This window comes from Mucilaginibacter sp. P2_A5 (assembly GCF_056404995.1).
Window position 1 is genome coordinate 148,691 of the sequence record NZ_JBFUCY010000013.1, and the last position, 21,756, is coordinate 170,446.

Annotated in this window: 22 protein-coding genes; all 22 read left to right on the forward strand. The window is 41.9% G+C overall.

Annotated features, from left to right (window positions below; genetic code table 11):
- Positions 1-7: 7 nt before the first annotated feature.
- A complete protein-coding gene (locus tag AC1DXF_RS13305; RefSeq protein ID WP_477449224.1) occupies positions 8-520 on the forward strand; it encodes a UpxY family transcription antiterminator in 513 nt (170 codons plus the stop codon).
- A gap of 160 nt (positions 521-680) precedes the next feature.
- Entirely contained in the window at positions 681-2,471 is a 1,791-nt protein-coding gene (gene asnB / locus AC1DXF_RS13310; protein WP_477449225.1) for an asparagine synthase (glutamine-hydrolyzing), read from the forward strand.
- Positions 2,464-3,582 carry a glycosyltransferase family 4 protein gene (locus AC1DXF_RS13315; RefSeq protein ID WP_477449226.1) on the forward strand — a complete coding sequence of 373 codons (1,119 nt, stop codon included), beginning with the start codon at positions 2,464-2,466 and terminating at the stop codon, positions 3,580-3,582. The genes asnB and AC1DXF_RS13315 overlap by 8 nt, the downstream gene beginning before the upstream one ends.
- Before the next feature lie 2 nt (positions 3,583-3,584).
- Positions 3,585-4,442, forward strand: coding sequence for an ABC transporter permease (locus tag AC1DXF_RS13320; RefSeq protein ID WP_477449227.1), 858 nt, complete (start codon positions 3,585-3,587; stop codon positions 4,440-4,442).
- Between the two features lie 2 nt (positions 4,443-4,444).
- Positions 4,445-5,716, forward strand: a complete 1,272-nt coding sequence (locus tag AC1DXF_RS13325) for an ABC transporter ATP-binding protein (protein ID WP_477449228.1) — start codon at positions 4,445-4,447, stop codon at positions 5,714-5,716.
- A gap of 38 nt (positions 5,717-5,754) precedes the next feature.
- Entirely contained in the window at positions 5,755-6,612 is an 858-nt protein-coding gene (locus AC1DXF_RS13330; RefSeq protein WP_477449229.1) for an alpha-1,2-fucosyltransferase, read from the forward strand.
- Entirely contained in the window at positions 6,597-7,514 is a 918-nt protein-coding gene (locus tag AC1DXF_RS13335) for a glycosyltransferase family 2 protein (RefSeq protein WP_477449230.1), read from the forward strand. Before AC1DXF_RS13330 ends, AC1DXF_RS13335 begins: the two co-directional genes overlap by 16 nt.
- 40 nt (positions 7,515-7,554) lie before the next feature.
- Positions 7,555-8,430 (forward strand): glycosyltransferase family 2 protein, encoded by an 876-nt coding sequence (locus AC1DXF_RS13340; RefSeq protein WP_477449231.1) that lies wholly within the window; start codon positions 7,555-7,557, stop codon positions 8,428-8,430.
- On the forward strand, positions 8,420-9,262 hold the full coding sequence (locus tag AC1DXF_RS13345; RefSeq protein ID WP_477449232.1) for a glycosyltransferase family 2 protein: 843 nt from the start codon (positions 8,420-8,422) through the stop codon (positions 9,260-9,262). Before AC1DXF_RS13340 ends, AC1DXF_RS13345 begins: the two co-directional genes overlap by 11 nt.
- A 1-nt stretch (position 9,263) precedes the next feature.
- Complete coding sequence (locus AC1DXF_RS13350) at positions 9,264-10,196, forward strand: nucleotide-diphospho-sugar transferase (protein WP_477449233.1); 933 nt, start codon at positions 9,264-9,266, stop codon at positions 10,194-10,196.
- A complete protein-coding gene (locus AC1DXF_RS13355; RefSeq protein ID WP_477449234.1) occupies positions 10,186-10,971 on the forward strand; it encodes a DUF5672 family protein in 786 nt (261 codons plus the stop codon). Before AC1DXF_RS13350 ends, AC1DXF_RS13355 begins: the two co-directional genes overlap by 11 nt.
- Entirely contained in the window at positions 10,920-11,912 is a 993-nt protein-coding gene (locus AC1DXF_RS13360) for a glycosyltransferase family 2 protein (protein WP_477449235.1), read from the forward strand. Before AC1DXF_RS13355 ends, AC1DXF_RS13360 begins: the two co-directional genes overlap by 52 nt.
- Positions 11,913-11,917: 5 nt before the next feature.
- The gene (locus AC1DXF_RS13365; RefSeq protein WP_477449236.1) at positions 11,918-13,138 is read left to right on the forward strand and encodes a glycosyltransferase family 4 protein; all 1,221 of its coding nucleotides are present in this window, start codon (positions 11,918-11,920) and stop codon (positions 13,136-13,138) included.
- A gap of 3 nt (positions 13,139-13,141) precedes the next feature.
- Positions 13,142-14,065 carry a glycosyltransferase family 2 protein gene (locus tag AC1DXF_RS13370; protein WP_477449237.1) on the forward strand — a complete coding sequence of 308 codons (924 nt, stop codon included), beginning with the start codon at positions 13,142-13,144 and terminating at the stop codon, positions 14,063-14,065.
- Positions 14,058-15,272: an acyltransferase family protein gene (locus AC1DXF_RS13375; RefSeq protein WP_477449238.1), complete on the forward strand. Its 1,215-nt coding sequence runs from the start codon at positions 14,058-14,060 to the stop codon at positions 15,270-15,272. Before AC1DXF_RS13370 ends, AC1DXF_RS13375 begins: the two co-directional genes overlap by 8 nt.
- A gap of 36 nt (positions 15,273-15,308) precedes the next feature.
- Positions 15,309-16,460 (forward strand): glycosyltransferase family 61 protein, encoded by a 1,152-nt coding sequence (locus tag AC1DXF_RS13380; protein ID WP_477449239.1) that lies wholly within the window; start codon positions 15,309-15,311, stop codon positions 16,458-16,460.
- Positions 16,448-16,984: an acyltransferase gene (locus AC1DXF_RS13385; protein WP_477449240.1), complete on the forward strand. Its 537-nt coding sequence runs from the start codon at positions 16,448-16,450 to the stop codon at positions 16,982-16,984. Before AC1DXF_RS13380 ends, AC1DXF_RS13385 begins: the two co-directional genes overlap by 13 nt.
- 1 nt (position 16,985) lies before the next feature.
- Positions 16,986-17,888 (forward strand): glycosyltransferase, encoded by a 903-nt coding sequence (locus tag AC1DXF_RS13390; RefSeq protein WP_477449241.1) that lies wholly within the window; start codon positions 16,986-16,988, stop codon positions 17,886-17,888.
- Positions 17,889-17,926: 38 nt separating this feature from the next.
- Positions 17,927-18,844: a hypothetical protein gene (locus AC1DXF_RS13395; RefSeq protein WP_477449242.1), complete on the forward strand. Its 918-nt coding sequence runs from the start codon at positions 17,927-17,929 to the stop codon at positions 18,842-18,844.
- Positions 18,829-19,629, forward strand: a complete 801-nt coding sequence (locus tag AC1DXF_RS13400) for a glycosyltransferase (protein WP_477449243.1) — start codon at positions 18,829-18,831, stop codon at positions 19,627-19,629. The genes AC1DXF_RS13395 and AC1DXF_RS13400 overlap by 16 nt, the downstream gene beginning before the upstream one ends.
- 1 nt (position 19,630) lies before the next feature.
- Positions 19,631-20,587 (forward strand): glycosyltransferase family 2 protein, encoded by a 957-nt coding sequence (locus AC1DXF_RS13405; RefSeq protein ID WP_477449244.1) that lies wholly within the window; start codon positions 19,631-19,633, stop codon positions 20,585-20,587.
- Positions 20,588-21,745 (forward strand): glycosyltransferase family protein, encoded by a 1,158-nt coding sequence (locus AC1DXF_RS13410; RefSeq protein ID WP_477449245.1) that lies wholly within the window; start codon positions 20,588-20,590, stop codon positions 21,743-21,745. It abuts the gene before it with no gap.
- The last annotated feature ends 11 nt before the right edge of the window (positions 21,746-21,756 follow it).

A 21,756-nucleotide genomic window follows, 5' to 3' on the forward strand; every position in this document is an offset into this window, starting at 1 on the left:
TTATAAAATGGATTTAAATGCACGTTCAACAAAAAGCTGGTATCCGGTTTATACTCAGCCACGTGCCGAAAAAAAAGCATACCAGGCACTTACCGATAAAGGGTTTGAAGCTTACCTCCCTTTGCACCGCCAGCTAAAACAATGGAGCGACCGCAAAAAATGGGTTGAAGAACCCTTTATTAAATCGTACATATTTGTTAACATTGCCCAACATGAGCAGGCTGATATATTAATGACAAAAGGTATATCAAGATTTTTATATTTCATGGGAAAGCCTGCATCAATGCCCAACCGCCAAATAACCGAGCTGAAGTTATTAATGGCCAGCCCTTATGAATTAGAGGTAACCGAAGAGGACCTGCAACCCGGGGAAAAAATCATGATAAAAGCCGGGCCGTTAAAAGGGATGACGGGTGAAATAATATCACAACGATCACAGAAGCAATTGATATTGAGGCTTGAAAGTATTGGCTGCTCCATAATAGTACATGTTGCCGCCTCATACATTGAAAGGTTTTAACTAAAGTTATTTATTTTAAAATAAAGGTGAAATCAGGGCCATTTTCGGGCTGATAACATAATAACAGCAGCTGAAATAAAAATACAATAAGCTGTTGCATAATAAGTTACAAACATACCATGTGACTTACGGGGCGAAGCTATGAACAAACCTAAATAAAATGTGCCGGATAGCAGGTGTAATTAATAACAACTTACAACCTCAACTAATCAGAGGACAAGTTAAGGCCATGTGCCAGGCGCTGCAACACGGCGGTCCTGATGATGAAGGCATGTTTGTTGATGAACAAAACAGCCTTGCTTTTGGCCACCGCCGGCTATCTATTATCGATTTAAGCGCAAACGGGCACCAGCCAATGGCAGATCAAAGGCAAAAAACATGGATAACTTTTAACGGCGAAATTTATAACTACCTGGAACTGAGGAGTGAGCTTTTAAACCTTGGGGTGCAGTTCACTTCGGTTACTGATACCGAAGTTATTATTGCCGCATATATGCAATGGGGTACTGATGCCTTCTCCAGGTTTAGGGGCATGTTTGCTTTTGCATTGTTTGACAGCATTAAAAAACTCACCTACCTGGTACGTGATACAGCCGGCATAAAGCCCTTGTATTATTTTGCCCAGGCCGGCCAGCTAAGTTTCGCGTCTGAAACAAGGGCCTTCATTGCTGCCGGCATAACCAACGGTAACGATGCTGCATGGCCTATACGTTTTTTAGCTTTTGGACATATACCAGAACCTTATACTACATTAAAAAACGTATTCAGCCTTGCCAAAGGCCATTATTTATGCTGGAACCATGCATCATCCACCCATTTTATAGATGCCTACAAAATAACAGGGGGGTACAAAAATCAGATAACAGATCCTGAGGAAGCACGGCACCTGGTTAAACAAGCTTTGATAAATGGAGTAGGGCGCCAGCTAATAGCCGATGCACCCTTAGGTGTATTTTTAAGCGGCGGTACCGATTCAAGCCTGATTACTTTACTGGCCGATAAGCAAAAAAAAGAGCAGCTTAAAACTATATCCATTTTTTTTAATGAAAAGAGCTACGACGAGCAGGCCTTTCAGCGCCTGGTACTGGATAAAGTAAGTGGCCAAAACTTCTCGCATTTAGTAAAGCAACAGGATTTTGAAAACCACCTGCCGCAGGTTATCAGCGCTATGGATATGCCAACCACCGATGGCATCAATAGTTGGTTTATCAGTAAATATGCACATGAGGATGGCTTAAAAGCGGTATTGTCTGGCATAGGGGCCGATGAATACTTTGGCGGCTACCCCTCATTTAACAGGATCCGGTACTTAAAATATTTAAAAAAAATCCCTCCTTTTCTGCTCTCTGCCGTTCAGGAATTATTGCCTGATCCGTACAAAAAGCTTACTTTTTTGGCAAATGACAACCCCATAGCCGATTATCTTTTACTACGTGGGTTATTTTCGCCGGGCGACATCGCACGCGTACTCGACATCGGCGAGGGAGAGGTACGAGAAGTGCTTTTCGACGGGCAGGAGGTGCAAAAAAAGTGCGCTTATGACGCCGAACAAGCTTCATGGTTTGAGGCAAACCTTTATATGAAAAATCAGTTATTAAGAGACACTGATGTAATGAGTATGAACCACGGCCTGGAAGTAAGAGTACCTTTTTTAGACGAAGATTTTACAAGCCTTGCCGAACGTATTTCGCCCGCAATACGCTTTAACCGGCAACAACCCAAAAAAGTACTTATCGATAGTTTTAACGGCCTGTTGCCCAAGGCTGTTTGGAACCGGCCAAAAATGGGCTTTAGCTTTCCTTTACAGCGTTGGATGAGCCAATATAAACCAATAAGCGATAGTGATTTATATAAAGGCAAACTGGCAAAAAAAACCATCAAAAAATTCACCAACAATCAAATTCACTGGTCAAAAGCATTTGCACTTTACCAGATACAACCCTATGTGTAAAAAAGTAATTCTTTTTACCTTGCAAACGTTTAGCAGCACAGGGGGCATTCAAAAAATGACCCGTACATTGGGGCACTCCCTATATCAGCTCTCGCAAAACATTAACTGGCATTTTGAATTATGGTCGGCCTACGATAAAAACAACGACCTGATGCCGCAATACCTGCCTCCCGGCGCATTTAAAGGTTTCGGTGTAAATAGGATAGGCTTCGTTTTAAAGGCCATAAGCAGATCTGTAAAACCCGATATAGTTATTTTAAGCCACATCAACCTGGCAGTTATCGGTTTATTTATAAAATTAGTTAACCCCAAATGCAAAGTATGGGTTATTGCGCACGGCATCGAGGTTTGGCGGCCGCTGTCGCTGGTTAAAGTATACATGTTAAAACGCTGCGATAAGGTTATATGTGTAAGCAATTTTACCCGTGGGCAAATGATAATAAGGCATAACCTTAACCCCGCCATTTGTAACGTGTTGAATAATGCTATTGACCCTTTTATGAAATTGCCGGTTAATTTTCAAAAACCGCGGTATTTATTGGCCCGCTACAAATTAAACCCGGCACAGCCTGTAATTTTCACCCTCACCCGCCTTGCATCTACCGAGCAATACAAAGGTTACGAGCATGTTATACAGGCCGTGAGTAAAATAAAAAGCAACTATCCCGATATCAAGTATATACTGGCAGGAAAGTACGATGCCAAAGAAGAGGTCAGAATAAAAAAGCTGATAGCAGAACATGACGTAGCCGGCCAGGTAATTTTAACAGGTTTTATTGAGGAAGATGAACTATCTGATCACTTTTTACTGGCCGATATGTTTGTACTGCCAAGCAAAAAAGAAGGATTTGGCATTGTGTTTATTGAAGCGCTGGCCTGCGGCCTGCCTGTTATTTGCGGCAATGCCGATGGTAGCATTGATGCCATCAGAAATGGTGAATTGGGCAAAGCTATCAATGCCGATGATCCTGTCCAGCTATACAATTGTATTACCGGGTACTTAGAGACCCCATTAACACCGGCAAAACGAGAAAATTTACAAAAAAAATGTTTGATGTATTTTAATGAAACAGATTATATGCAAAAATTACACCTGCTATTAAACGAATGAGTATGCCTATAGAAAAAGAATGGGATATTGAATTAAGCCCCAACGGCAGCCTGCTTGATTTAAAGCTGAAGGATATATGGCATTACCGCGATTTGCTGATGCTGCTGGTGCGGCGCGATTTTGTTTCTTTTTATAAACAAACCATCCTTGGGCCTTTGTGGTTTTTTATCCAGCCGATATTTACTACCATCATATATACTTTTGTATTTGGTAACCTGGCCAACATATCTGCCGATAATTTAGACAAACCTTTGTTTTATATGGCCGGCATTACCGCATGGAATTATTTTGCAGATTGCCTTACCAAGACCTCGGCAGTGTTTGTAACAAATGCCGGCTTATTTGGTAAAGTTTATTTCCCCAGATTAATTGTTCCGTTAAGTATTGTTGTTTCTAACCTCATCCGTTTTGCGGTGCAGATGGCGCTTTTTGTGCTAACCATGATATTTTATTCTATAAAAGGTTCAAACGTTCATCCTAATGCTTACCTGTTGCTATTTCCGTTTTTGCTTGTGTTAATGGCTATGCTGGGTTTAGCGCTTGGTATGATCATATCCGCGTTAACCACAAAGTACCGCGACCTTAGTTTTTTAATCACTTTCGGCATCCAGCTTATGATGTATTTAACAACGGTTATATATCCTTTATCTGCTGTAAAAGAGAAGTATCCCAAGTATGCCTGGCTGGTAGAGTACAACCCGATGACGCCCATAATAGAAGCTTTCAGGTATGGCTTTTTGGGCAGGGGGACATTTACCATGTTATCGCTGGGTATAACAACCCTGATAACTACTGTCATACTTTTAGCTGGAATAATAATTTTTAATCGTGTTGAACGCACCTTTGTTGATACTGTATAAATATGCCACCGGTAATTAAAGTCGAAAATCTTTCAAAAGCTTACCAGCTGGGCGAAATAGGTACCGGGACGCTGTCTCGCGATCTGGAACGCTATTGGGCCAGGATCCGTGGTAAAGAAGACCCTTTTTTAAAAATAGGAGAGGTTAATGATCGCTCAAAAAAAGGCGATAGTGATGTTGTCTGGAGTTTAAAAGATATCAACTTCGATATTTATCAAGGCGACGCAATTGGTATAATAGGACGGAATGGAGCGGGCAAAAGCACACTTTTGAAAATATTAAGCCGGGTTACTGCCCCAACAACCGGATCGGTAAAAATAAGGGGCCGTATAGCCAGCCTGTTAGAAGTTGGGACGGGCTTTCATCCCGAGTTAAGCGGCCGCGAAAACATTTACCTCAACGGCGCCATCCTGGGAATGCGAAAAGCCGAAATAAAACGGAAGTTTGATGAAATAGTTGATTTTTCGGGTGTTGAACGGTATGTTGATACGCCGGTAAAACGCTACTCGTCGGGCATGTATGTGCGCCTGGCCTTTGCGGTGGCCGCCCACCTGGAATCGGAAATTTTGATAGTTGATGAAGTGTTGGCTGTTGGCGATGCAGAATTCCAGAAAAAATGCCTGGGTAAAATGGGCGATGTAAGCAAAGGCGAAGGACGGACAATATTATTTGTAAGCCACAACATGGCAGCTATACAAAAGCTTTGTAAACATGGCATGTTGCTGGAAAACGGGAAGCTGATGTGTATCGGAAAAACAGAAAGCGTTATTGACCAGTACCTACAGGATTCGAAGGTAAAAAAGGCCGTGTTCGAAATCCCGTTGCCCCATAACGCCGACGAAATGATTGGCTATACCTCAAAAATACAAATTGAAAATAGCTATGGCGATGTTATCCAGGAGATACCGGTTGGCCAAAATTGGCAAATACGCGTATTTTTTAAAATCAATAAAAAGGCACAACATTTTATTATTGGATTAGGGATCAATAGCTTTATCGACGTTAACATTAGTACCTCCTGGAGTACGAAAACGGATTTGGATGAAGGCTATTATGAAGCCGTTTTTAAAGAAACGCACTTAATACTTGCGCCCGGCAACTATAACTTAACAGTTGGGCTTTCTAACTTTGAACGGTCGGTTCATTACCTTGAAAATGTGGCCTCATTTGTCATATCAGAAGCAACAGATACGTTCATAGATAGCTCCATTGTCAGAACGACTAATGTTGGGTTCCTCCTCAATCCCATGCAGGTGGAAATTTCTTCGCTATAATACATGGCTGATGAGATGATCAAAGTATTTCTAAAATAATGATCATTATAAAACTACAGGGCGGCCTTGGTAACCAAATGTTTCAATATGCCGCCGCCAGGAGCATATACGGCAACAAACCGGTATATTTTGATCTGAATTTTTTAAGCAGCAATACCACAAGCACAAATACACTTACCGCAAGGCATTTTGAACTGGCTGTTTTTAACAATATCCGTTTTAAAACGGTAAACAGGTTTATGAAACCTTTAATAGAAAGCAGGAAAGCTTTTTACAGGTATCTTAAACGGATCCTGATGCCCCGGGCAGTGTTCGTCTGTCAAACAGAAAATAATGAGTTTATCAATCTTCAGGCAATAATCGCGCCTGCAATTTATTTAGATGGCTATTTTCAAAATGAAGATTATTTTAAACCGATAAGGAAACAGCTTTTACACGATTTTAAATTTCCGGCAGGAAACATCGAAAAAAAGGACGCCATACTTGCGGCAAAGAACCCGGTAGGCATTCACGTACGCCGCGGAGATTATTTGAGGCCCGAGGTAAACGCATTTCATGGCGTACTGCCTTTATCTTACTATCAACAGGCAAAAGATAAATTAGAAATACAGGTAAGCAACCCTCATTATTTTGTTTTTTCGGATGACCCGGGATGGTGCAGGTTAAACTTTGGTTTCCTGGGTGATAAGGTTACCATTGTTTCAGAAGCTTCGGCCAACACCTGGGAAGACATGTACTTGATGAGCCTGTGCAGCCACAACATTATTGCCAACAGCAGCTACAGCTGGTGGGGCGCCTGGTTAAATACCAACCCCCATAAGGTGGTTATTGCACCTGATAACTGGTTTGTATCGGCTGAAGCAGACATTGTTCCGTCAAATTGGATAAAGATTTAGTTTCTGTAATAATGCCCGCCTACAACGCGGCCCTTTATATTGCCGAAAGTATTGAAAGCGTCATCAACCAATCATATCCTCACTGGGAATTGCTTGTTGTTGACGATGGCTCGACAGATGACACGGCCGCGATAGTAAAACGGTTTGAGGTTACCGACCAAAGGGTTAAATATCTGCATCAGCCAAACGGCAGGCAGGGGAAAGCCCGTAACCTGGGGTTAACAAACAGCAAGGGCAAATACATAGCGTTTTTAGATGCTGATGATAAATGGACAACAGATAAACTGATCATCCAAACTAAATTGCTATCCGCAGAAAAAAATACCGACCTGCTTTTTACACAAGGCTATAACCTTACCGGCAGCCAGGTTGAAGAGTATAATGTAGAAGTAAAAACGGTTTGGAACAGCGATAATTTCGCCGATTTTGTTCAACAAAACCGCATCCCTATTCTTGGTGTATTGGTAAAAAAAGAAGCTTTACTACAGGTGGGCGGCTTTACAGAGGATGCTGATATCCAAAACGCAGAAGATTACCACCTGTGGTTAAAATTGCTTATTGCCAATAAAATATTTAAATCAATTCCCGACAGGCTTTTTTATTACCGGGTACATAGCAACCAATCAACCTTTCAAAATATAGGTATCGCTGCACCTATCTTTCACGTTTATGGTAATTTACTAAAAGAACACGCACGGGATAAATTCAGCCAGGTACTTATAGATAAATTAAAATGGTACATCTTCAATCAAGACTTCCATGCTGAATGTCTGAAGCTTATCATATCCCATCTTAATTACAAAGGGAAGAAGATGGTGGCCTTTATTATTAAAAAACTTTTTGCAAAGCCCAAACCTGTATCGCAAAGGGCAGTGTTTAAACTCGTTTCTGTTTTTGGGTGATTTTTATGTTCAAGCCGGCCCTATTCCTAATCATTAAATCATGTATAAATTATCAGTTATAATTTGCGTGTTTAATGAAGAAATGTGCTTAATTGAGGCATTAAGATCACTACACCACAACGATATTTATAAACAAACCGAGGTAATTATTATCGACGACTGCTCAACAAACCCCGTAACATTAAGGCTTTTACATTTGCTGGAAAAACTTACCAGATACCAAGTGATTTACAGCCGGCAAAACCTTGGCCTATCCAACTCACGTAACCTTGGTTTTGCAAACGCTACTACGCCGTATATATTACCACTTGATGCCGACGATATTTTCCCCGAACACGCCATAGATGATATTTATAAAACCTTTACCCAAAACCCGGGGTTCGACTTTATAGTTGGAAATTACTACCTCAATGATGTACAAGCCAGACAAACCCAGGTTGTGGATTGCAGCGGTATAACAACGGCAGGAACAGTCGACATTAAAAAACTGGGGATAGATTGGAAACTATTGGGTACAAGCCCATGCAAAAAAGCTGCCTGGGAAAAAGTTGGCGGCTATAACCTTAAATACTCCTACTCGGTACAGGATGTTGATTTTTGGATCAGGGTGATAACAAGTGGCAGCCAGGGTTTTTACTTAAACAAGCCAATTTACACCTGGAATAAATCGGCAACGGGCATGAATATGAACTTTAACCGGCTTGATATGGTTAAGCTTATGGAAGATCACCGGGAGTTTTACTTGTTAAATAATACCGCTGCCGACCTGGACAACAGGATATTTGAGGCCTACTATCCATATAAACAAAAAAGTGTATTACTGCCCCTGGGCAAAAGATCCTTCCGGAGGCTAAGACCCGTTAATAAGCTTAGGCTGATTTGCTTTTACGTAACAACCATGTTTAATGGCGCTTAAGTCTGTTGACAATCCAAAATTTTCCATTATTATTCCAACCTACAATGCAGCCGGCACTTTAGCCAACTGCCTGGATAGCATTGTTAACCAGGACTACGCCAATACTGAAATATGGCTAATGGATGGACTATCTACAGATGGCACGTTGCATATAGCCAGGGATTATCAATCAAAGTACCCCAATTTAAATATCGTATCCGAAAAAGACGCCGGTATTTATGATGCCATGAATAAGGGTATTAAACGATGTACGGGCCAATGGATTTATTTTTTGGGCGCCGATGATACATTATACAATGATAACGTAATTACGTCAGTGGCAAATGTTTCTAAAACTACTGCGGCCGGTGTTATTTATGGCAACGTAAAAATGCGGGGGCAAAATCAGTGGAACCTTGACAATGTAATTTTCAACGGCGAATACAATCTTGAAAAATTACTCGACCTTACCATAAACCACCAGGCCATGTTTTACAATAAGACAGTGTTTGAAAAGTGCGGCTTTTACAATTTAAAATATAAAACCAATGCCGATTATGATTTTAATTTACGATGCTATGCCGCAACGGCATTTCAATATGTAAACATTATTATAGCAAACTTTTTTGTTGGTGGCCAAAGCACCAATTTTCCTGACAATGAATTTCATAAAGACCGCGGCGCACTATTTTTGAAATACTTTGGTAAAAAGATTTTTGGCAAGGAATTTATCAACTCGCGGCTTTACTTACAAAGAGCGGCCTTATCGGCCAACTCGCCGCTAAACATTTGGAAACGGGCCATATGTTTAATTGCCTATACAAAATTAAAACTTCAATCTGCCCTCACCTAACGTGTTAAGTACGCCTATTTTGTTCCTGATATTTAACCGCCCGGACACCACGGAGAAGGTTTTTGCTGAGATCCGAAAGCAACAGCCAAAATACTTGTTCATTGCTGCCGATGGGCCAAGGGAACATAAACCAGGCGACATCGAACTGGGTAACGAGTGCAAGCAAATAGTAGCACAAATAGATTGGAACTGCGAGGTAAAAACACTATATCAATCTAAAAACCTTGGCTGTGGGTTAGCCCCGGCAACAGCCATTACCTGGTTTTTTTCGCAGGTGGATGAGGGTATAATACTGGAAGATGACTGTATTCCGAATCAGAGTTTTTTTGAGTTTTGCGAAGATCTGTTAAAAAAACATCATAATGATGCCAGCGTTATGATGATTTGTGGCACCAGCTATCAGCCCAAACCGTTAAATGCCGATACATACTATTTTTCACGATATCCGCATGCCTGGGGTTGGGCCACCTGGAAACGGGCCTGGGCCAATTATAACTTTAAGCTGGATGGCGAAACCGAAGCAGTAAGGGCCAATGTGATACACAACACATTTACCAACAGCAGGGAGCGCCGGCTTTGGGAAGGCAGTTTGAAAATGATCGTCAACGGGCTTGATGCCTGGGATTATCAGTGGATGTACTGGATTTGGAAAAACAACGGCTTATGTGCCGTGCCATGGAAAAACATGGTTTCAAATATAGGCTTTGGCCCACACGCAACGCATACCTTTGACAGCAACTCGCACCAAAGCCAGATGGAACAGCATACAATTATGGCTATTCATCATCCCAAAAAAATCATCGCTAATAAACAAGCCGACAATTATGAGCGATACAATATATTGATAGGCTCAAACGCGCGGTATTACACCAATAAATTAAAATCTGTTATCAGCAGGTTTAGTAAACTTTGGGTTCAAAAAAATGGCAGATAAGCTCGCCGCGGTAGTTATCCCAATATACAAACAGCAGCTTTCTGATAATGAGGCCATTTCGTTAAAGCAATGTTTATCGGTGTTAAAAAAACATCCTATAATATTTGTAGGCCCAAACAAGCTAAATCCGGATGCATATAAAAGCATTTGTGCTGATACCAGGTTTAACCTGTTAACTTTTGATGATTGTTATTTTGAAAGCATAGCCGGGTATAACCAATTGATGTTGTCACCCAGCTTTTATAAATCATTTTTTGCCTATAAATTCATCCTTATTTACCAGCTGGATGCCTATGTTTTTAAAGATGAACTAGCTTACTGGTGCAATAAAAATTACGATTTCATTGGCGCGCCGCATATGCCACATGAAAACAGAGACGGGGATATGCAACTTTTGAAAGGTTATACAAAGTTTATAAATTTTATTAACCGCCTTTTTAAAACAAACCACCAAATAAGCAATGTTGGCAACGGCGGCTTTTCGTTACGGAAAACCAAAGCCTGTTATTGGCTGCTTAAAATATTAAAAGGAAAAGTTAAAGCCTGGGGGGCCCATAACGAAGATGGCTTTTTTAAATATTGGGGAAACGTTTTTTACCCATTTTTTAAATTACCGGCCGACGGAGTGGCTTTAAGGTTTTCGATAGAAGAATCTCCCCTGCTGTCATTAAAAAAACTAAATGGCGAACTGCCCTTTGGCTGCCATGCTTTTGAAAAACATGAATGGGAAACCTGGAAGCCGCTGATAATAAAACATCATCAAACACTAAATTGAACCTCCCGCTTCCTGATCTTGCCGCATACCGGTCGTCATTCCAAAAAAAAGGCGTTACCTATCCTGTGCCCGTGGTGCCATCAGCAAAAAATGGTTTATTAAAATTATTGCCTGCCCCGCCCGCCGGTAAAACCGGCTGGCCCTGGACAGAAGAAAGCAGCCCGGCTATTTACAACGATAAAACAAAATGGCCTAAGCTAACTATTGTTACGCCATCCTATAACCAGGGCCTGTTTTTAGAGCAAACCATCCGGTCGGTACTGTTACAAAACTACCCTAACCAGGAGTATATTGTAATTGATGGCGGCAGCACAGACAACTCAAAAGATATCATCGAAAAATATTCGCCCTGGCTCAGTTACCGGCAAAGCGAAAAAGATAAGGGCCAAAGCCATGCCATCAATTTAGGTTTTAGCCTGGCATCGGGCGATTACATGGCCTGGATAAACAGTGATGACTATTATCTGAAGGATGTATTTTGGTTAGTAACCCGCAGCTTTATTGCCGGCAAGGTTGATTTTATATATGGCTACGCCTATAATTTTCACGTTAAAACAGCGCAATTTGAACTTTTAAAAGTTAATCCGTTATTAGATTATTTTATCCGCATCCCTGCGCTGCCACAGCCCTCGTGCTTCTGGGCTGCCCGCATCCATCAGCCAATTAACGAGGCCTTACAATGCTCATTAGACTATGAGCTTTGGCTTCGCATTGTTAAAGGCAATACACGGCGTTTAATTAAGCAACCATTATCGGTGGCCAACGTGCATGAAGATGCCAAAACATCGAGCCCCTACCTGGATGTGGCGCGAGAAAAAGACCACCAGATCATTTGCGGCCAGGATGGCCATGGCCCGGTTTATGATTGGGATAAGAAAATGATGCTTTACCGGGCGTACAACAGGATCATTAACATTTTAGACAAGATTAGCCTTAAATAAACCAAGTGAAAATTGTTTTTTGCGCTTACGACGGAAAAGATATCATTAACGGGATAAACACCTGGCTAATAAGATTATTGCCGGCTTTACAAAAAAACGATATTGAAATAAGCGTAATTTTTATAGCCTGGGCGGCCGAGGGAGATTGTACCACAATTCCTCAGCTAAGGGCAAAAGGTATAAAATGCACAATAATACCCACCCCGCACTATACCGGGAAGCAGGTTAACTGGATACTGAAATATTTAAAGGCCGAAAACGCTGATGTATTTGTACCCGGAAACATGGTACCAGCCCTGCACGCCGCCAAATGGGCAAAAGAGGCGGGAGTACCAACTATTGCAGTACTTCACAATGACGACGCCGAATATGCAGCGATAATTGACCAGTTTGTTACCGAAGGTAACGGCACCAATGTCAGTGTAGTTGTAACGGTATCAGAAACATTGTACAAAAATGTACGGGAGCGCAACAAAAACATCAAACTATATAAGATACCCTGCGGCGCCCCCGTACCCAAACAGAAGGCTGTATTAAAGCCCGACACAACTTTTAAAGTAGTATACATTGGCAGGATAGTTAAGGAACAAAAACGGATAGATGAAATAGCAACCTGCTTTTGCGACTGCGCACAACACTCGCCTGATGTAGTTTTTTACATTTATGGCTCGGGCCCCGACGCAGCGTTGGTGAACAACATTATAAAAGCACATAACAACCCTGAAAACGTTTTTTTTGTAGGCAGTATCTTGCCTGAGGATGTTCAAGAGGTGCTGCTTTCCAGTCACGTGTTTGTATTGATGTCTGATTATGAGGGCATCCCCGTAGCTTTAATGGAAGCGATGGGTTGTGGTGTGGTACCGGTTTGTAAATTGATCAATTCGGGAATACCGGAATTGGTACACGATGGCTTTACCGGCCTGTTTACAAATGGGCCAGAAGGCCTGCTGTCGAAAATTGAATACCTAAAGCACAATGCCGGCAAATGGGAAGAGCTATCTTTAAACTGTCAAAAATTAATAACCGACCAATTCTCGTCAGATAAAAACCTGGCCAGCTGGCTTGAGCTGTTTAACGATTTAGCAGGCACGCAAAAAAAAACAATCGCAATACCGTCCAGGTTAAACCTGCCCCCGGCCCACCCCTACTTTGCCGGGCTCGACAGAAGAGAACCGCCACTGCTGGTTAAGGCTTACAAAAAATTAAAACGAATTTTGCACAACTAAACAGTGTATAGCTTATTAGTCCCCTGTTATAATTCAGAACGATTTATTGACGGCTTTTTAGCCAACATCAATAATTTGAACAAAGCATTTGACGAAATTTTGTTTTATGACGATGCAAGCACCGATCATACAGTTTCGGTACTGCAGGCAAGGGGTTGCACAGTAATAAAAGGAGAAACCAACCAGGGTCCCGGCTTTGCGCGTAATACCCTTGCATCGACGGCAAAAGGCAATTGGTTTCACTTTCATGATATTGATGACTTTTTAGATCCCGATTACCTGGTAAAGACTGCGGCCATTGCGCAAACCAGCAATTACGATGTTGTACTTTGTAATGTTGACTGGTACAGCACTGATCAAAAAACCATTTTGCTTAGCTGGAAATACTCGAATGAGCAAATAAATCAGGACCCTGTTTCATATACCATTGGCCACCCTATTGGCGGCATTAACGGTCTGTACCGAAAAGAAAAATTCACAGCGGCAGGTGGCTTTAATACCAGCTTACGCATTTGGGAAGATGCAGATTTACATGTCAGACTGGCTGGCGCGGGCTCAAGGTTTTATGTTATTGAGGAGGTACTTTCTATTTCTATCCGATATTCAAACTCTGCAAGTGCAGATCAAACATCTGGCTGGCTAACCAGGCTTACGCTTTTAAAAACATATCAAAAACAGTATACTGATAAAAACGTGATGCACATGATAGGAAAACAAGCCCAGCTGACAGCCAGTAAGCTTATTCTTTCGCGCCAATACCCTGCTGCCAAATCTGCCTTAAGGCTAAGCGAGCTATGCGGATTAAAGGTGCCGGATAGCAAAAACCCGGTTTGGGGTATAATAAATGCTATATTACCATCATGGTTAAGGATCAACCTGCGGATGACCCAACTCAAAATTGTATTTAAAAACAGCGCGGATGACTAAACAACAGCAATCGGATTATGACCATAAGTTGGAAGGGTTGAGAGGGCTATGCGCGTTGGTTGTCGCTATATCCCACTTCCTGACCTTCGATTTTTTTCATTCATTCCAAATTCCGTATTATGATTTTTTTGTGCACCTTGAATTTGCGCATGAAGCGGTGCTCATATTTTTTGTGCTTTCGGGTTACGTAATCGGCTTAAATCATATCCACACGCCCTTTAATAAAAGAAATGTTATTGCTTATCTAAAAAAAAGGGCCGTCCGTTTATACCCTATATATATTTTAGCAATCATCATCTCGTTCCTGGTTTATACAGGCGGAACTTTTTCGGTACAGCAACTGTTAGGACATCTTTTTTTTACGCAGGAATTCCTTGTAACAACCATTTCGTCAAATAGACCTTTATGGTCGCTTAGCTATGAGGTAGTGTTTTATTTACTTTTTTTAGGGTTATGGAAAGCAGGCAAATACAACGTTCATTTGTGTTTAGCTGTTAGTATTTTATCAGTTGCATTTGTATTAAGAAATCCGGATGCTACAATTTTAAAATCACTGTTGGTTGGCGCAATTTTTTGGATGCTTGGCCTTTACATAGCCCAAACTAAAACTATAATTATAGCCACAACCAAAAGAAAATGGCGTTCATTGATCAGCTATTTCGCTCTTATCCTGGCAATCCATTGTTTTGATACCCGCGATCTTATCCCTCACTTTGTACATTTAAAACTTGACTTTGCTTTTAAAGTTTCCTTTGGGGATTTGATCTATTTACCTGTCTGCTTCATCATAATTATGGAACTAACCAACAGGTCGGTAAAATACATGAATTGGATAAAGCTTTTGGCTTACTCCATTCCGGCATTCCACTTATTTTTATTACTTTACTTCAAACATCCCTTGTTTTCGCAGACTAATTGGATTTATGGCATATTTTATTTTGCCCTTGCAATTATCACACTGCCCATCAATTTTAAAATTGACTTTTTAGGGCGGTTAAGTAAATTAGGGCGCATCTCATATGCCCTGTATGTTTTCCATTTCCCGGTGCTTTATTTTTTAAATAGCTGCCTTACAAAATATTTTTCGGGTGTTACTTTATTAATAGTAGGCTTATCGGCATCGGTGTTAATCACCGGCGCCCTGGCAACAATTGCCGAACTCGTTATTCAACCACGGGTAAAAAAACTTCTCATCGGTAAAGGTTAACTTTGATAATACAATTAAAAAACGCCAGTTTATAAAATGATCGCAAAACTTTTAAAAAAAATATGGATCAGGTGCTTCACCGGCAACCCATATCAAATTAAAAGTTTTACTGATCTGTATCGCCCCAAAACCGGCGAAGCTATTGACCGTCCAGAATCGCTTACCGGCATTCTGCTGCATGAGGCGGGTCAATCGGTGGTTTACGATTTACCGCTTATCACTTACGACCAAACCGTGCCACGGCAAACTGCTGGCAGGCAACCCAGGTTTAAAACCAATGGCGTGTTTAAGGAGCCCGAGAGGTGCTTGTATAGTATATCAAATGGTACAGTTTGGGGTTCAATCGGGTTAGTATATGATGGCAAACGGAGATGTTTTATAGATGAATCTGCTAAGGAATGGACGGTTGATTTAAACAATTCTGCTTTAACCAATGTTGTCCATTTCCCGCAAAAAACATTCCTGGAGGGCACCGCCCTTTCCTGCCTGACAAATGGCGCCGACGGTGGTTTTTATCATTTTTTATTTGAATCGATAGTGAAAATCCATTTTGCCATCCCGATAATAAAGCATGTTGACCATATCCTGTTTAACGGACCGGCAACCGCCTGGAAATTAAAGTGGCTGCAAAGGGCAAACATCGATACCTCAAAAATAATCTGGACCAATAACACCGCCCATTACGAATGCGAACAGCTGCTATTTACCGGCAAGCTGGTTAACGATCAGCAGATAAACCCCTGGAGTATTGGCGCGCTAAAAGCGCTGTTCGATATCACCCCAACAGAACACCCTGCTCCATGCAAAATTCTCTGGATCAGCCGGAAAGGGGCCGGGTCACGAGATGTTGTGTGGGACCGCAAATTGCTGGAGCATTTCCCGTCAATCGAAACCATCGATCTTTCGGGCCTGAGCACTATCGAAACTATTGAAAAGATGCAGTCTGCCACACACATTATTGCGCCCCATGGCGCAGGCTTAAGTAACATTTATCTATGCAAGAAGGATACACACATTTTGGAGCTATACCCCGAAGGGATGTCTTTTAAGCCTTGTTATCACAGGCTGTCGTCGGTATGCCAGCTGAAACATCATGTAGCTTGGCTCAATTTTGAAGATGAAAGCGACAGTAAACAGGGCCTGGCCTTTTTGAAAACATTATTGAATGACTTTGTATGTCAAAACTAATAAGTAGCCTGTATACCATATTTTTTAGGTTATTAGGCATAATTATTCATCAACCTGTAATCATAAAACCCAATACCTTTTTGTCACGGGGTTTTCTGAACGGCCAAAAGGGCACTATCACAATTGCCCCGCAATGCGAGCTGTTGCGCGGCGTAATTATCAAGGCATACGGCGGCACTGTCAACATACATAAAAACACTTTTTTAGGCGAGTATGTATGCATTTACGGCCACGGAGGTGTAGAAATAGGCGAAAATACCTTAATTGCCATGCATACATGCATTGTAAGCGCCAACCATACTATCCCTAATAGGGACACACTAATCCGCTCGCAGGGCGACATTTTACTACCGGTTAAAATTGGCAACGACGTTTGGATAGGCGCCGGGGTTAAAATTTTAGGCGGCGTTACCATTGGCGATGGCTGCGTTGTTGGTGCAGGTGCGGTGGTTACCAAAAGCCTGCCGCCTTATGCCATAGCCATGGGGGTACCTGCAAAAATAGTTAGCTACAGGAATGGCTGATATGCTCAGCGTTATAATCCCTACCTATAACCCGGATGCAAACCGGCTTGCCAAAACTTTAGCCGGCTTACAAAAGCAAAGCCTTCCATTACAAGCATGGGAATTAATATTGGTTGATAATAACTCAAGCCAATCTATAAATGCAGACCTTACGTGGCACCCAAATCATAAAATCATCCGGGAAACAGCACAAGGTTTAACCTATGCCCGGCTAAAAGGTTTTAATGAAGCCAACGGACAAGTACTAATATTAGTTGACGACGATAATATACTGAAAGAGAACTATCTGCAAAACGTATTAAACGCATTTCAGGATCAACCCAAACTTGGTGCTATTGGAGGTAAATCGCTTCCTGTATTTGAAGGCAGGCCTCCGGATTGGCTACCAGAGTTCTATTCCAGTTTAGCTTTGCGCGACCTTGGCGACGAAGTGTTAACCGCTTCATGGGATCATAAATATCCCGCTTGCGCGCCAATTGGTGCTGGGATAGCTATCAGGAAAGCGGCGTTGAACACTTATATCAAAAAAATTGAAACACAAAAAAATGTCATTACCGATAGAAAAGGCGGCTCCCTAAGCTCGGGTGGTGATAATGATATTGTTTTAGAAATACTGAAAGCAGGTTGGCATGTGGCCTATTTGCCAGGCCTGGTATTGCATCATATTATCCCGGCTCAAAGAATGGAAGCCGGTTACATGGCCCGGCTAATCAATAACAGCAGCAATTCATGGGTGCGGCTTCTGCAAAGCCACGAAATAAACCCATGGCCGCAAATTGCAGCCTGGACAGTTTTCCCGCGCAAAGTAAAAGCGTGGTTTACTTATAAAGCCTGGAAAAACGATGTAAACTACATCAGGTGGCAGGGAGCCTGCGGCACTTTTGATGGCCTGGCCAGGCAGTAAAAATTTTCTTTTATCCTACTTAAATCGGCGTTTTATAAGTGTTACAGTCTGTAATTAACGTTTTATATCGTTACCCAAAAGCCCGGCTAAAGCACTTTAAGCGTTTTGGGGGATATTTCAATTACCGCAAAATGCTGCACGGCCAAAAACTGATGCAGCAGGCATCCGCTCATTTACCTCCTGTTCAATCGGCGGCGGATGGCCTGGAGGTTTACTTTTTAACCGGGAAAAAGTACCTGTACCAAACGCTGTTTTGCATCCAATCGTTAATAAAAGTCAGCCAAACTCCCTTTAAATTTATATTGATTGATGATGGCAGTTTTGACGAACAGCTAATAAAACAAATAAACACCCAATTGCCTGGGGCCGGTATAATAGACAGGCAAATGATAGATCAAAACATTAATAAAATATTGCCAAAACATCAATACCCGGTTTTACACCACAAACGCGAGGTTTATCCGCATATTAAGAAACTGACAGATGTACACACCATCCCCGGTAAAGATTGGAAACTGGTTTTGGATTCGGATATGATGTTTTGGGACAATCCATCGGCCCTGGTTAACTGGCTAAAAGAACCTCAAAAGCCCATATATATGCAGGATTGCCAGGAATCATACGGCTATAGCAGGCAATTGATGGAACAGCTTTGCAAAAACAAAATCCCAACGCTCTTGAACGTAGGAGCAATCGGCCTTAACAGCTCCATCATCAATTGGGACAATTTAGAAAGCTGGACAAAAGGGCTGGAGGAAAAAGAAGGCACCTCATATTATCTTGAACAAGCTTTAACAGCTATGTTATTAACCAATGTTGATGCAGTAGTTTTACCGGCAGATGAATACATTGTGAACCCGGATGCAAACAAGATTGACCATCATATTGGGGCACTTCATCATTACGTAGATTTATCAAAAGAAGGATACTTTAAAAAAGCATGGAAAGCGATATAAATAAACATATCCAATCATTATGGATAGGCGGCCAGCTATCAAAGGTTGAACAATTATGCATCCAATCGTTTATAGATCATGGGCACGAATTCCACCTATATGCTTACGAAGAAATAACCAACGCACCTAAGGACACCCAAATCCACGATGCGCGAAGTATTATTGGCGAAGAAGCTATTTTTAAATACAAAACAGGTTGGGGCGCAGGCTCCGTCTCGGGTTTTGCCGATTTGTTCCGCTTACTGATGATTCAAAAAAATGGGGGTTGGTGGGTTGATATGGATATTATTTGCCTCAAAAAATTCGATTTTAAAGCTGATACCGTTTTCTGCTCAAGCTACGAAGGTGAATACGATCAGCTGGTAAATAATTGCGTTTTTAAAGCGCCAAAGGATAGCGAATTTGTACAATACTGCCTCGACCAGATTGCGTTAATAGATCTTAAAACGATGTCGTTCGGTTTAGCCGGCCCGTTTTTATTTCAAAAAGCAGTAAAAGAGCTGAAACTGGAAAAACTCGTACTCCCCTACCATTACTTTAACCCCATAGCCTGGAAAAATGTAAGCGAACTGATTTTAGGAAAAATGAGTCCAAGTAATAAAATCAAAGAGATGTTCAGGCCTCTGTTGAAGCCTGGTACCATGCCCGGCAGAAAAATAGGCCAGGAATCGTACACTGTACATTTTTGGAACGAAATATGGAATACCGGTAAACTTGATAAAAATGGCCAATACGACAGGGGCTCGTTGTTCGAAAAGTTAAAGCATAAACACGGTATCAAATAAAATGTCTGCTTCTGCTCCCTTGGTTTCTGTGTGCATCCCGGTTTATAATGGTGAAAACTATATCAACCAAACCATTGAAGCCGTAATTAATCAAACCTACAAGAACATTGAAATAATTATTGTCGACGATGGTTCAACTGATAATACTAAAACCGTATTAAAAAACCTGCCGCATCAAAATGTTAGCATTTATTATCAGCAAAACTGTGGTGCTGCGGCGGCCCGTAATTTGGCGTACAGCAAATCAAAGGGTCAGTATATCAAATTTTTAGATGGTGACGATCTTATCAATCCCCAAATGATTGAAAGCCAGGTTAAGCTGGCTGTCGAAAACCCGGATTGCATAGTTTCGGCCAAATGGGGCCGGTTTTACGATAACAACCTGGATACTTTTAAGCTGAGCCCCGAAGATTGCTGGCAGACACTGCCTGCCTATGACTGGATCTGCTCATCATGGAAAAACGGGCATTCTATGACACAATCAGGCATTTTTTTATTGCCAAGACAAATTATTGAAAACGCCGGACTTTGGGACGAACAACTTACCTTAATTGACGATCTGGACTTTTTTACCAAGGTAATACTGGAGTGCAAATCGGTGGTGTTTGATCCCAATTCTATATTATACTACCGTTCGGGCAATAGCGGTAGCCTGTCCGATCGCAAACAACAGGAAGCTATGCAATCGGCATTTACAGCTATTGATAAAGCCACAAAAAAACTGCTGGCCGTAAAAGCAAGCCCCGAAGCCAAACTGGCCTGCGCCAACACCTGGCAGCATTATGTATATATTGCTTATCCAAAACATTCCAAGCTGGCAAATGAAGCGCAAAAACGTGTAAACGAGCTTGGCGGCTCTACACTAAAATTTATGGCCGGTGGCATTACCAAAATAATTGCCGGTTTAATTGGCTGGAAAACCACAAAGCGCTTTAAACAAGTATTTAACATCCGTTAATTGAGAATCCTCCTTTCATTTTTGCAGGATAACGGCGGCCAGCCACATCCCATACCAGCTTACCGTTTTTGGACATACTATATCAAAAACGGCATACAAGAAGCCGGAATGCAATGGACTGAAATACCAGGCCTCGACTGGGCAGCAGGCCTGGTACCCTACGAGAACGATCCGGCCCTGCAACAATGGCAACAGCAGGCATGGGAAAAAACGATAAAGCACACTGAAGCAAACCGCGGGCAAATAGATGTTTTTTTGTGTTATTTATATCCCAAACAAATAGATACCGGGGCGATAAAACGAATTAAAGCGATGGGAATACCATGCGTTAACTTTTATTGCGATAATGTGCGCTCGTTTACCAAACTGCCACACCAATTTAAGGTATTCGACCTGGTATGGGTTCCTGAGTTTGAAGCCCTGCACCTTTATCAAAATGCGGGGGTTCAGTACATTAATCTGCCTATGCCTATGTGGGTCGATCCGCAGTACCGCCATTTTAATGAGCAGGAAACTGACATCATCTCCTTCATCGGGTCAAAAGATGATTTACGCGCGCAGCTTTTGGCAGATGCGATTACAGTGGGTCTCCCGATACAGATCAGGGGAAATGGCTGGAATGATACAAACGAGCCTGCAGTACAGCAACTGTCGCCAAAACCTTCGTCCAAAATTAAAAATCAATTCAACCTGCTGCGTAATGCGGGGATCAAGGGGTTTGTAGCGTACCATTTTCAACGTAATAAAAAAGCAATACCCGCGAACATACCTGTTGAAAACATATTTGAAAAACCTGGTTTCGACGAATACATCCGCCTTAGCCGTGAAAGCATGGTAACACTTGGCATCAACCGGGTGCCAACATTCAATACGTTCGGCAAAGATGTCATAACCTATAGCCGGCTCCGCGATCTGGAAGCACCTATGCTGGGGGCCTGTTATCTAACGGAATATACCGCCGGGCTCCCGCAGTTATATGATTTGGGTACCGATATAGAAACCTATGCCAATGCCGATGAATTGGTTTACAAAAGCAAGGAACTGGTTGCATCCAAAAACAGGCGTAAAGAATTGAGGATAAAAGGGCAGCAACGGGCGCTTGGCACCCATTCCATCCCTCAATCGCTACAACTCATAAAAACCCGGTTATTTCGTTAAATAAGTAAGGC

What these genes read in the sequence shown, in the direction of transcription:
- AC1DXF_RS13355 (WP_477449234.1), top strand. Translation starts at nt 10,186, where the DNA reads ATGGCAGATAAGCTCGCCGCGGTAGTTATCCCAATATACAAACAGCAG.
- AC1DXF_RS13320 (WP_477449227.1), top strand. Translation starts at nt 3,585, where the DNA reads ATGCCTATAGAAAAAGAATGGGATATTGAATTAAGCCCCAACGGCAGC.
- AC1DXF_RS13385 (WP_477449240.1), top strand. Translation starts at nt 16,448, where the DNA reads ATGTCAAAACTAATAAGTAGCCTGTATACCATATTTTTTAGGTTATTA.
- AC1DXF_RS13330 (WP_477449229.1), top strand. Translation starts at nt 5,755, where the DNA reads ATGATCATTATAAAACTACAGGGCGGCCTTGGTAACCAAATGTTTCAA.
- AC1DXF_RS13380 (WP_477449239.1), top strand. Translation starts at nt 15,309, where the DNA reads ATGATCGCAAAACTTTTAAAAAAAATATGGATCAGGTGCTTCACCGGC.
- AC1DXF_RS13325 (WP_477449228.1), top strand. Translation starts at nt 4,445, where the DNA reads ATGCCACCGGTAATTAAAGTCGAAAATCTTTCAAAAGCTTACCAGCTG.
- AC1DXF_RS13305 (WP_477449224.1), top strand. Translation starts at nt 8, where the DNA reads ATGGATTTAAATGCACGTTCAACAAAAAGCTGGTATCCGGTTTATACT.
- AC1DXF_RS13345 (WP_477449232.1), top strand. Translation starts at nt 8,420, where the DNA reads ATGGCGCTTAAGTCTGTTGACAATCCAAAATTTTCCATTATTATTCCA.
- AC1DXF_RS13360 (WP_477449235.1), top strand. Translation starts at nt 10,920, where the DNA reads ATGGGAAACCTGGAAGCCGCTGATAATAAAACATCATCAAACACTAAA.
- AC1DXF_RS13315 (WP_477449226.1), top strand. Translation starts at nt 2,464, where the DNA reads ATGTGTAAAAAAGTAATTCTTTTTACCTTGCAAACGTTTAGCAGCACA.
- AC1DXF_RS13405 (WP_477449244.1), top strand. Translation starts at nt 19,631, where the DNA reads ATGTCTGCTTCTGCTCCCTTGGTTTCTGTGTGCATCCCGGTTTATAAT.
- asnB (WP_477449225.1), top strand. Translation starts at nt 681, where the DNA reads ATGTGCCGGATAGCAGGTGTAATTAATAACAACTTACAACCTCAACTA.
- AC1DXF_RS13390 (WP_477449241.1), top strand. Translation starts at nt 16,986, where the DNA reads ATGCTCAGCGTTATAATCCCTACCTATAACCCGGATGCAAACCGGCTT.
- AC1DXF_RS13400 (WP_477449243.1), top strand. Translation starts at nt 18,829, where the DNA reads ATGGAAAGCGATATAAATAAACATATCCAATCATTATGGATAGGCGGC.
- AC1DXF_RS13340 (WP_477449231.1), top strand. Translation starts at nt 7,555, where the DNA reads ATGTATAAATTATCAGTTATAATTTGCGTGTTTAATGAAGAAATGTGC.
- AC1DXF_RS13375 (WP_477449238.1), top strand. Translation starts at nt 14,058, where the DNA reads ATGACTAAACAACAGCAATCGGATTATGACCATAAGTTGGAAGGGTTG.